Source organism: Streptomyces sp. NPDC002306 (genome assembly GCF_053593435.1).
Genome location: NZ_JBSFCK010000085.1, coordinates 1 through 11,002, shown reverse-complemented (window position 1 = coordinate 11,002; position 11,002 = coordinate 1). Strand labels below are relative to the sequence as shown.

Sequence of the window (11,002 nt, the reverse complement as noted above, 5' to 3'; positions counted from 1 at the left end):
ACCGGAGTGCGGCCCCGCCGGCCCCAAGTCCGTCCCCGGGGCGGCCGTCGGGTGAAGCCGGCTTCGTCCTCGAAGCAGACGTAGCCCCCGCAGGTTGCCCGGACCCTTTTACCTCCGCCCAGGTCGCCACCTTCCACACCGCAACGGCCTGCTCATCGCGCTCAGCGACCCGCCGGGCGAGCCGGAGGGGGGCTTGTGTGTGGGTCTTTCCTCTGATCCGGCACTTGTCGTAGGAGGTGCGGGAGGCGGGGTCGTGGAGGGCGGCGAACGCGGACAGGAACATCGCGCGCTTGAGCTGCCGGTTTCCGCCCCGTGGGGAGTGTTCGCCGTGGATGGAGGTGCCCGAGGACTTGGTGGTGGGGGCGAGGCTGGCGTAGGAGGCGAGGTGGGCGGCGGTGGGGAAGCTGGTTGCGTCGCCGAGGGTGACCAGCAGGACGGCGGCGGTCCTGACGCCGACGCCGGGCAGCGACGTCAGGACCGGGGAAAGAGGGTGGGCCTCCAGCAGGGCGTTGATCTGGGCTTCCATAGCCCGGCGCGGTTCGTGGACAACGGTGAGCGAGCGGGCCAGGGAGGGCACGACGATGTCGAGGGTGCCGGTCCCCGGGACCACGACGGTCTGCTCGTCGAGCGCGTCGAAGACGGCGTCGATCAGCCGCTGGGCCATGCGCGGTGCCTTGGGCCTGATGAGTTCGACGAGCCTGCGGCGGCCGGCCTTTCGCAGGGCGGCCGGGGAGCCGTGGCGTTTCAGGAGCCAGGTGACGGCCTGGTGGTCGAGGCGGGGGCCGAGGACGCGTTCCAGGCTGGGGTGGAACTGGGTGAGCAGGCCGCGTATCCGGTTGGAAGTGCGGGTGGCCTCGGCGGCGAGGTCCTGGTCGAAGCCGACGAGCACGGTCAGCTCGGCGGTGATCTCGTCGGTGAGTTCCAGCGAGCGCAGGGTGTGCGGCATGGTGCGGGCGGCGTCCGCGATGACTGCGGCGTCCTTGGCGTCGGTCTTGGCTTCGCCAGGGTAGAGATCGGCGATCCGTCGCATCGCGAGTCCGGGCAGGTAGGCGACTTTGCAGCCCGCGTCCCGGGCGACGGTAAGTGGGAGGGCTCCGATGGAGGCGGGCTGGTCCACGACCACCAGGACGGTGCCGAACTTCGCGGTCAGCTTGTCGAAGACGGCCCGCAGTTTCGGCTTGCTGTTGGGCAGGGGCTTGTCGAGGACCTTTTTCCTGGCCGGGGTGAGTGCGTGGCCGTGGTGAGCGGTCTTGCCGACGTCCAGGCCGAGGAACACGCCCACGTCTTCGGTGTCGAACATCGCGCCCTTCCAGGGGAGTTTCGCGTGCCGACCTCGGCAGCGGTGTCGTACGCGCGCATCCACGTTATGCAGACCTGCCGCCCGCGAGCTGTCCGGCATTGCGTCGGACCGGGCGGTGGCCGGACCTCTCATCAGCGTCTCCGACGGCACCTCCCGGGCCTGGAGGCCAGCGGCCCTCTTGCAGGACCGCGAAGAAGATAACTGTGATAGTCGTCCTGCGGCGCCCGGGTTGGGTTGGCCAGGCTGGCGTTGACGTTCCGGTATGACCCACAAGGTAATTGGTGGCTCGTCAGAGCCTGCCGTGCCCCCGAGATGTCTACCGGACGTCGGCGCCCCACAGGAGTCAGTCCGCCCCCATCCGCATATCTCACACACCACGGATACAGGCACCCACCCACACCCATCAGGGACTTCGCAGCGATTCACCCCAACGAACTGAAATCAGTAGCCGCGAGATCGAGCGCCGCGTCGACGTCGTCCAGATCTTCCCCCGTTTCGCCGCCCTCACCACCGCCGACCGCATTGAGGTGCACGACGATGGGATCGCCTTCCGCCGAAACTACCTCCCCAAGAGCGGCAGGAATCGATCTATCCCACAACCGAAAATTACCCCGGCGCAGTTACACCACCACAGTGGACATGGTTGGGGTCCGCCAGCAAGCTGGCGGACCCCAGAAAAAATCGAAGCTCCACCACTCATGGAAATAGGATGGAAGGATCTGACGCTATGACGAGACGGTAATGCCTTGGAACTTCAGTGTGCAGGACTGTGAGCCGCGGCCTGCGCCGTTGCTTGCGCCATGGAAAACTGAGGTGTATCCGATGACTGCGCCTTGTCTGACCGGTGGGGTGGTAATTGACCCCCTGCAGACATTGTCATCGCCGCTGCCTGAATCATAGTCGCGGAGGTCGACGGAGACCTTGATGGCATCGCCCGGGCGGAACGGTACGTCAACGAAACGGCGACCTACGGCCGGAGTTGTCTGGCATCCCGCACTGGGGCGGTACGGGACTGCCACACATGTTGTGGTCTCCTGTATACGGTAATTGACGCCTGTCTCCACGCGCTTCGGACAGTTCCAGTAACGACTGGCCTCATCGGCATACGTGGCCTTCCAGTCGACCCCGGACGCTGTGCGGCTCGGGCACCCTTTCGATTCCCACTGGGAGAGCAGGATGCTTGCGGCGGTGCGATCGCCCGTCAGAGGGGCGGTGGCGTTGACCGTAATACTTCCGTACATTTCTGCTGTAGGGGTACAGCTATCATGAACATTGACTGTACCATCCGTGTTGTGGGTCTCGAATACGCTACATTCTTCCAGGTTGGTGAACCAGAGGTCATTCAGGTAAATACGGAAAGTCTTCAGAGGGTCCGTAGGTGTGGGGCGAGAGGGCGGAGGGTCGGAAATCGTGCCGCCTCCGCCGCCCCCTCCCCCCGGGGAGTCCAGGGCAGTAGCCGAAGTTCCGATGAGCGAAAGCGCAACTACACCGGCGGCCGTAAGTGCCCGAATTGCATGAGATTTTAACATTGCGGTCTTCCTTGAAAATTCCAGGCGTACGTCATTTGTGATACCTAATTGTCAAGGTTTGCCTTATGTGTACCTCTCCGGACATTCGATGGCTCGTACCGTTCGAATTATCGGGACACTTCTAGTGCTCCACATGAGCATCGAGCACTTATCTTGAGCCTGGATCCATCGATCGGTGATCGGGGCGGGGAGTGGCTGACGCGGAGAGGTGCCCGCTGAGCTGGGATGATGAGAGTTCCTACGTTTCCATCCGACTCAGCCAACCTCGTAAATGATCATTTTAGAATGAGGTTCGGAGTCGTCTCAGCGGATGCTGCAGGCGAGTTGGAGCAGGCCGAGCTGCAGATTGGTGCGTGTTTCGTAGCGAATCCGCAGGCGTGTGAACTGGCGGAGCCAGGCGGTTGGGTCGGCCGCGCGGTGTTGGTGGCCGGTGCGGGCAGTCATCATCTCGGCGAACACGTGAGCGTGGCCGGCGGTGGGGTCGAGGTCGGGGCATCGGGCGAGGATGTTGCTGAGCTTGAGGGTCTCCTCCGCGGTGCGGCTGTTGGGGTGGCGCGTGATCCAGCCTGTGACCTGCCGCACTGAGGGTGGCCGGGCCTTTTCGTGGGGCGGGGCGCCTGATCGCAGTGGGCGCAGGTAGTCGCGCGTGACGGTGAGGTCGCCGCGGCAACAGGCGGCCGTGATCTCCGCGAAGTGGATGGCGACGGTGGTGCAGCCCTCGTTCCAGCGCTGGTGGAGGTAGGGCTTGAAGTTGTCAGTGGGTCGGGCATGGCGCGGATCAGCCGTAGGAGCGTGGAGCCGCTGGCAGCGGCATCGAGGACGCTCGCCAGCCGGGGGTGCCGGCCCGTCCGGCCAGCATCAGCGCGACGGCCCAGCCCGGACGCCTCACCGCGCTGCGGGCAGGCGGCCTGCGAGTCGTCCACAGCAGATATGAGCGTCGGCTCGCCGACACGGCCGTGCGCGGTCGACCGGTGGTGATCCAGCTGCGGGTGCGCAGGTTCCGCTACACCGGGCGGACCTGGCCCAAGAACACCTCCGCCGAGCAGATCGCCAGCCTCACCTTCCGGCACGGCCGGCGCAGCACACGCCTGCACACTGTCCTGCGTTGTGCCAGACGTGCCAGCGATCGGTCACGTGTGCGCGGGCGCCTTTCCGCGTAGGCGGTGGCCTGGTCGCGGCAGATGTTCTCGACACCAGGGTGTTCGGCAAGCCAGCGGGCGAGAGTTGCGGCCTCGCGATCGGGCAGCAGGTCGATCGGTCTGCGGGTCTCGATGTCGATCAGGACAGTGCCGTAGACATGGCCCCGGCACAGGGCGAAGCCGTCAACACCCCAATATTCGCTGCGTAGCTCGTCGAGGCGGTCGGAGCGTTGCGTCACCCGCCACGCCGCCCACCTGCGCGAACCCGAACCACCCCCGACCCCCGCGGCATCGGCTACCGCTCTCGCGGAACTGCAGAAGATCGCCACGGCGGGCCAGCTGGCCACCACTGCCCACCGGTATGCGGACCGAGCCCGCGCGCGCCACCAGGCCGTGCACACTCTGGTCGACCAGGGCCGCCCGCAACACCGTCCGCCGTTTCGCCCGCGCCGCCACCTGGCAGGAACTGGCGACTGGCAAGTGGCAGTGCCTCCCCACCATCCTCGACGCAGTGGAGGGGCAGGTGAACCGGATCAAGATGCTGAAGCGGCAGATGTTCGGCCGGGCGGGTCTGGATCCCCTGCGCAAGCGCGTCCTTTTGGCTGCGTGACCTCGGACCACCGCCGACACCAACAGTGACCCTCCGTCAGTCCAGCACCAAAAGTGAGCCAGAACCACTTTTCAGCCGTCGCCGACAGAAGAGACCTGGTACAGACGAGGCCAAACACCGGCCTCGGTCCAGTCCCTCAACCGCCATCAAGCGGTGACTCCGCGCTACGACGCCTCGCGCATGGCGAATTTCCTCAACGGCTTAACGGATCTCAACTGGGCGTGTCCACCTCCGTGGTCGAACTGACCGGACCGGACCATTCCCGGGAGCGTGGCGCCTTCTTGCGCCGCCTGTTCTCACTCCGCAAGCTCTCCCCGGGAATCGATAGCGTCACCCAAGCTCCTTCCTCGGCGTTGACTTCCTCCGCATCCGCGGCCGACATCATGAAGCGGCCCACGACCTTGCCGGCCTTGCCGTTCTCTGTGCCACCCGGCTGGACGACGCGCCGGTACTCCCCGATCTTCGGGGTCCCTAGCCGTTCCAGCTCGACAGCGTCCTTCTCCGGCCATAGGCAGCACTCGTCCACGCACCCGCACCCGACGGGAATTCCCTGCCGGTGCCGATCGTCGTCGAAGTGTAGACAACCCACAAAAGCAACTCTCTTCTCGGCGCAGTTTGGACCGCAAGGCGGCGGTTCGCAGCCCGACGACCATGTCGTGGAACGGAATCCGCCGTCAAGCGCGTCATGCTCGGACCACAGCACCCCTCACCGCGGCGGGCAGCGGAGATCCACAGGACCGGTTCGGGGTGCTCGTTCGCAAGCACGGTGCCATAACCGGTGAGGTTCTCGATCAACTCCTCAAGGTATTTCGGGTCTCGTCCTCGATCGATTCAAGACAGACCCGTCGCAGCATACAATCCCTGTTCGTGCTCCATACCGGCATTCAGTGGGAGTACCTGCCCCAGGTGCTGGGCTTCGGTTCGGGGATGTTGTGAGCGACGCGACGACATCCATGAGGCCTTCCTCGGTCTCGCAACCCGCCTGATCACCCACCGACATGTCCAACGCCTTTGTTAGGACCTCCTACTGATCTTTTCGTAATTTCGGTGGGTGTGGTGGGTGGATGGTCAGGCCGGTGTGGGCGAGAAAGGACCATGGCAGTTGTGGGTTGTGGTTGATGCGGTGGATGCCTTGTTCGGTGGCGTCGGCGACATCGGCGAGGTGATCGCCGGCGAGGTTGGCGAGTTCACGCTTCTTGAGCGAGGACCACAGCAGCTCCACCGGGTTGAGCTCGGGAGCGTAGGCGGGTAATCGCTCCAGGGTGAGCCAGTCCTGGTCGGCGACCCAAGCCCGCATCGCGCGGCTCCAATGGGCGGACAGGCCGTCAGACCAGGACCACCCGCTCGCCGCGGTAGAACACCTTCATCTGCTCCAGGACCTCGATGAGGGCGGCGGTGTCGTAGCTACCGGGCTTGATGTCCTGTTCAGGGACGACGCGTTTGCCGGACTGTATCCTTGCGACGGCAGCCGGGGCTGTCCCCTGGTCGGCTGGCGCTGGTGTCGGTGCTGCAGTTCGCGGAGAACCTGTCCGACCGTGCGGCGGCGGACGCCGTCCGCACCAGGATCGACTGGAAGTATGCCCTTGGCCTTGAGCTGGAGGATCCGGGGTTCGACCACTTGGTGCTGTGCGAGTTCAGGGCTCGGCTGGCCGAACAGGACGGCGCCGCTGACCAGTTGAAGTGCAGGCGGCAGGACATGATGCGAAGGCAACGGAGCTCCTCGGATACAAGCTGTCTTGGTCGACTGCCTGTACCAACGAGTTCTTTTCCTACACCGCGGCTCGTTCAACTTCCTTGCATGACCAGCGAAAACGCTAACCATTGACCCTGAGTTAAGACCAAGTCAAGGCCCGGCTCAGTCTCTTTGAGTATCCTGGAGTGCGGATGTAAGACTGTGACGGTTAGCGATGCCCAGTTTTCGGTAAGTGCTGCCTAGGTGCACCTCAACCGTTTTTACAGCAACGTAGAGTTGTTGGGCGATATCTCGGTTCGTGAGTCCCAAGGCAGCCAGTTCAGCAACACGCCGCTCACTTGGAGTGAGCGCCTGCGGCCCCGTCAAAGAGAGCCGACGGGGACGGGCGCCAGCGCGGACTAGTTCGTTGTATGCACTCTCGACTAGACCGGTAGCGGCGCATTGGGAAGCCAAATCCAGTCCGCGGCCCAGAAGGTGGCGGGCTTCAGTGGCAGAGCCTTTCTGGCGAGTAATAGTGCCAAGATCCACCAGCACGTGGGCCAATTCTAGACGAGCTGTAGAGTTTTCGAGGACTTCCAGAGCTTCGGTGAGCAAGGCTACCCCTTGTGTTCCTCCAGCGATGAGCCCCGCGGTGCGCAGCGCATGACCCAGTGGACGGGGTGCACCCCAAGAGCGAGAGAGTGCGATTTCTTCCTCTACATAGGTGAGCGCCTTGGAATTTTCGCCCAAGGCGTGTAGGCATTTGGCGGCTCCGGAGCGCCAGGCTGTGAAGGCTGGATTACGGCCGCCCGTGGCAGCGAAACTCTCTCCGGCAAGAAGCATTGCTTCCAATGCTTTGTCATACCGGTGCTGACAAGCTAGCAACTGACCGTAGCTTTCACGTAGGAAGGACCAGTGACCTATGCGTCGGGGGGAAAAAATATCAAGCCCCTTGGCTAGATCGGTTGCCTCAGTGACATTTCCTTGTTCGATGAGAGCAGAAATTGCGACGGATAGTGCAAACGGGAACTCCACCTTGTCGCTCAGTTGATACGTCAGTCGGAGTGCCTGCCGCGCGTCGTTTAGCGCTTCGGCTAGAGAGCCACGCCACAGCCATTCCCTCGAGCGGTAGGTGTACGCGGCGACAGCATCACCTTCCGTGCCAAACTGGTGTGCCTCTTTGAGATAGCGTTCAAGGAGAGGTAGAACATCGTCAAGTTCAGTCGCCGAGAGTGCAAAAGAGCCGGCCGCTATGGCCGAAACACGGCATGCATCGGGCAAATCGAGTTCGCTGCCGATAGCCAATTCACTATTGCTGAGCCCGCGGCGGGCACGCTGCGCGACAGACTTGGCGTCTGTGCCAGCGAACGCTTCGTGAAGAGCCAGGAGGCAGTCTAGAACTCGGCTACTAGCGGTGTCTTCTGGGGGCGCAGCAAGCAGTCCGCGCATGCGTCCAGTTACGAGCTTATAAGCAACCGGATCATCCAGAGCCATGTCAAGTAGCCCTGCCTGGAGTTGTTGATGAAGCTCTACAGCGCTCAGATCAAGGTTATTGACTGCCGTTGCGTGGGCTTTCAGGGCTTCATCATTGCGTTCCTGCCATGCGAGCAGCAGGGTCAGCGTGATCGCTATCTTGGCTCGGGCAACGGAATTATCGGATTCCGCAAAAGCTGTTTGCAGATACTCGGCCGTCTGGACGAAGTCGATGTGAGTGGAGATGTTACCGAGTCGGGTGAGAACATCGGTGTGCTCCTGGGCTTGGAGAGGTTCGTCCAGGCATCTCTTAAGGTACGTTGCTGCGCTGCCAGGAGACCCGCGAGCCAGCGCCATAGAGGAAGCAGCGTCGAGGACAGCGACGACCCAACTCTCACCGATGGGAGAAGTGCGGAGAAGGTGGGCTGCAGCCCGCTCGTCATCAGCGTTCTGGTCAACAAGCAAGCGAGCGATGCGGCGATGAGCTTCGTTCTGGGATATTGAATCGATATCTTGGTAAATAGCTGCGCGGAGCAGAGGGTGAGGAAAGCGAACTTGCAGGGGAACTGAATCAGTTATCTCAAGCAGATTCTGGTTCGAGAGCAGTGCGGCGGCGGACAGGGCTTCGTGCGCTTCCATCCCCGCAACTGCTGCCGCCTGCGCAAGCTCGCCATCTCCCAACATTGCGACGGCTCTGGCCAATGCCACTGGCTGCGCCGGAAGTCGCTTGAGACGCAAGGAGACTCTTGAAAACAACGCCCGACCACCCACTTCCTCAACAAAATCCGCATTAACTGCAGTGGGTGCTATCTTCTCTGTAGAAATCGCACGCACCGCTTCATGAAGGAGAAGAGGGTTTCCATTCGAAGCTTTCCGGCAAGCTTCAATAAATTCCCGTTCCGCCTCCGCTCCTAGAGCTTGACGCACAATGCTATCCACCGCCTCGTCCCCCAAATATGTTGGCCGCAGCAATGTGCACGTTTGATCAGTTATGATTTGATCCAGAAATTCTGCTCGCGCTTCGGGTTCACCTGGCCTGAGGGAAAATACAACCAAAAGCGCCAACTCGTTAAGTCGTGGCAGGAGATAGCACAGAAATCGCAAAGATGGCGCGTCTGCCCAGTGTGCATCATCCAATAGTAGTACCAGTGGCCCTTCCTGGCAAAAATTCGCTGTAAGCCAAAAAAGACCATGCAGAATGGCGAATTCTCCAGGAAGAGGGCCTCCGGGAACACTATCTTGGCTTACGACTGCTTTTGCAACCCCCGCCGCTCCCGACAATAGTACCGCCTGCTGTTCCGGCGTCACGCTAGCCAAGGCCGACTCAAACAATTGGCGCGTCATGCCGAATGAGAAATCTTGTTCCAAATCCATTCCCCGAGCAGTCAGTACATGCAGTCCCTCCTGTCGCGCCAAATCCCCCGCGTATCGTAGCAATGCGGTTTTTCCCATTCCTGCCTGTGACTCAATTGCTATGAACCTTCCTCTTCCTGCTTGCGCTTCCCGAACTGCCGCAGCAAGAACTTCTTGCTCTATCTGTCGGTCAAAGAGATCACGCGGGGCATCCACGACTCCAGCATGCGCGACTAGCCCTAGGTTTGCCATGCCTTTGGCGATCTCGCGTGTGATCGACATGAGGTTGTCACGCGATTGTCATGTGCAGGGCCATGCGCGGCAAGAGGTGTCCTGAGGGCGTACTGCAAGGGAGGTTTGTCACGGCAGTGGTGGTCGTGAGGCGTGAGAGGGCGTCACTAGCTGGCCAGCGGGGTGGGGTGTCTGTGGGCAGAAGTGTGACCGCTTGCATCGTGATCGCTTGTGAAGACGGAGAAATGAAGCGGTGGCCACGCAAGCACGGTAGTGCGTGCTCTGTCGAGTTCTTCGCGGCTGTGACGGACCGAGTAGCTCTGCTGCTTCCCGCGAAGGAGACGTGGCTGTGATGTGCTGGAGAGAGACTGCCGCTGTCAGGTGGCGGCTGCGGCTCGGTGGGTGGCCAACTCTCCTTCCAGCGGGGTCCAGGGCCAGGCGAGCGGATCGGTGGCGGCCAAGGACAGCTCCAGCCACACTTGTCTGAGGTCGGGAGGGGAAGTGGCCGAAGCTGGTGATCTTCCCGCAGCAGATGCGGTCTGCATAGAACGCTTGCGTGCTGGTGACACGCATCCACCACCTATCAACACTGCTATGCCCAGCCGGCCCAGCCTGGACGCATGCAGCGCTCTCGAGCGGCTGGAGTCTTGAGCTTTAGCGATTAAAAAATGGCCGCCGCCCGTGGCGCCCCGATGGCTCGCGTCCGCGGAGGCAGCCTGCTCGCCATCACCGGACTTTCTGACCTCGAGCAACAACAGACCACGCACAACCAAGATCAGCTGTTTAATTGACGCGCCCCGTGATCGCCTGCAGCCAGACCATCCCGATCGCGTCCGGGTTCAGTAGAGTGCTCCCATGAGTGGCGACCTAGTTTTGTGAGGACTTGACGTGAGGCCGTTGAGCGGCATCACTACGAACCCTCAAGCTGGGCCGCACCTAGCAATTCAGATCACGCTACCCTTATTCCCCAGGAAGTCTTCATGAAAAATCGAAAGCTTTATGACCGAACTAGTAGAGAAGTAGAGTTTTGTCAAATCCCTTTGGCCTTTCAGAAAGAGATTGTATCTCACGTTGAAAGTAGCTTGTTGCCGGAGGTGCGGGATGATGTCGTTTTTTGCGAAACTCGCAGTCGGCGTTTGTATGGAAATGGAATTTTATCCAAAATTACTAGAAATGCTGGCAGGGATTCCGAAGAAATCAGTTTCGCTGGTCTGCTTCCCGGCTACTTAGTCGTCCTCGCCAATGGGGAATATCGTGGCACTGTCGTGATGTCGGCTTCCGTTGCCACTATGAGGGTGGAAAGTAATCCTCGGCTTCCCTCCGATGGGGCGTTAATCGACAGTGGAATCTCCGTGTGGGCGCATTGGTCGCGTTTTCCCGAAGGCGGTTCCTGGCACATTCCCGTCGGTGATGACCCCGCGGGGAACTCCTTCAGAGGAGACTTGATTAATTCCATCCGTCGAGCCAAAGGAGGGTGAGAGCCGAGGAGGGGCGAGGTTCCTTCTGTCACAGGTGTCCACCGCTGAGGTTGCGCTTAGACGCTGTTGTCTTTCCGGGCTTGAGGACTGCGTTTCCGCTGGTCAGGTATGGGCTGGTGACCTGTGGGAGTGGTGACCTGTCGGGTCGCCGTTCCTGTGGAGGTCGTGGGTGCCGTCGGTCGTGGGGCTGCTTGAACAGCGCGAGCTCGTTGCTCGG

At 61.7% G+C, this 11,002-nt stretch carries 7 protein-coding genes and 2 pseudogenes; 4 read left to right on the top strand and 5 right to left on the bottom strand.

Annotated elements, in window-relative coordinates; all coding sequences use genetic code 11:
* Positions 1 to 169: 169 nt before the first annotated feature.
* The 3 genes and pseudogenes from ACWCQK_RS41030 to ACWCQK_RS41020 all read right to left on the bottom strand — a co-directional run.
* Positions 170 to 1,300, bottom strand: a pseudogene (locus tag ACWCQK_RS41030) (IS110 family transposase); the annotation flags it as partial.
* 1,832 nt (positions 1,301 to 3,132) lie between these two features.
* Positions 3,133 to 3,411 carry a hypothetical protein gene (locus ACWCQK_RS41025; RefSeq protein ID WP_451164235.1) on the bottom strand — a complete coding sequence of 93 codons (279 nt, stop codon included), beginning with the start codon at positions 3,409 to 3,411 and terminating at the stop codon, positions 3,133 to 3,135.
* Between the two features lie 421 nt (positions 3,412 to 3,832).
* On the bottom strand, positions 3,833 to 4,207 hold the full coding sequence (locus ACWCQK_RS41020; RefSeq protein WP_451164233.1) for a transposase: 375 nt from the start codon (positions 4,205 to 4,207) through the stop codon (positions 3,833 to 3,835).
* Between the two features lie 122 nt (positions 4,208 to 4,329).
* Here ACWCQK_RS41020 and ACWCQK_RS41015 point away from each other — a divergent pair, with 122 nt between their 5' ends.
* Both ACWCQK_RS41015 and ACWCQK_RS41010 read left to right on the top strand, forming a co-directional pair.
* Positions 4,330 to 4,578 (top strand): hypothetical protein, encoded by a 249-nt coding sequence (locus ACWCQK_RS41015; RefSeq protein ID WP_451164239.1) that lies wholly within the window; start codon positions 4,330 to 4,332, stop codon positions 4,576 to 4,578.
* 747 nt (positions 4,579 to 5,325) lie between these two features.
* Positions 5,326 to 5,514: a hypothetical protein gene (locus tag ACWCQK_RS41010; protein WP_451164237.1), complete on the top strand. Its 189-nt coding sequence runs from the start codon at positions 5,326 to 5,328 to the stop codon at positions 5,512 to 5,514.
* An 88-nt stretch (positions 5,515 to 5,602) separates the two neighbouring features.
* On the opposite strand, the gene ACWCQK_RS41005 is transcribed toward ACWCQK_RS41010, so the two are convergent.
* Positions 5,603 to 5,875: a transposase gene (locus tag ACWCQK_RS41005; protein ID WP_451164231.1), complete on the bottom strand. Its 273-nt coding sequence runs from the start codon at positions 5,873 to 5,875 to the stop codon at positions 5,603 to 5,605.
* 115 nt (positions 5,876 to 5,990) lie between these two features.
* On the opposite strand from ACWCQK_RS41005, the pseudogene ACWCQK_RS41000 reads away from it, so the two are divergent.
* Positions 5,991 to 6,238: pseudogene (locus ACWCQK_RS41000) on the top strand (transposase); the annotation flags it as partial.
* 195 nt (positions 6,239 to 6,433) lie between these two features.
* On the opposite strand, the gene ACWCQK_RS40995 reads toward ACWCQK_RS41000, so the two are convergent.
* Positions 6,434 to 9,358 (bottom strand): helix-turn-helix transcriptional regulator, encoded by a 2,925-nt coding sequence (locus ACWCQK_RS40995; protein WP_451164229.1) that lies wholly within the window; start codon positions 9,356 to 9,358, stop codon positions 6,434 to 6,436.
* A 929-nt stretch (positions 9,359 to 10,287) separates the two neighbouring features.
* Here ACWCQK_RS40995 and ACWCQK_RS40990 point away from each other — a divergent pair.
* Positions 10,288 to 10,785 carry a hypothetical protein gene (locus tag ACWCQK_RS40990; RefSeq protein WP_451164227.1) on the top strand — a complete coding sequence of 166 codons (498 nt, stop codon included), beginning with the start codon at positions 10,288 to 10,290 and terminating at the stop codon, positions 10,783 to 10,785.
* The last annotated feature ends 217 nt before the right edge of the window (positions 10,786 to 11,002 follow it).

Excerpts from the sequence above, each read along its gene's own strand:
- ACWCQK_RS41015 (WP_451164239.1), top strand. The coding sequence starts at position 4,330 with ATGCGGACCGAGCCCGCGCGCGCCACCAGGCCGTGCACACTCTGGTCG.
- ACWCQK_RS40990 (WP_451164227.1), top strand. The coding sequence starts at position 10,288 with ATGAAAAATCGAAAGCTTTATGACCGAACTAGTAGAGAAGTAGAGTTT.
- ACWCQK_RS41005 (WP_451164231.1), bottom strand. The coding sequence starts at position 5,875 with ATGCGGGCTTGGGTCGCCGACCAGGACTGGCTCACCCTGGAGCGATTA.
- ACWCQK_RS40995 (WP_451164229.1), bottom strand. The coding sequence starts at position 9,358 with ATGTCGATCACACGCGAGATCGCCAAAGGCATGGCAAACCTAGGGCTA.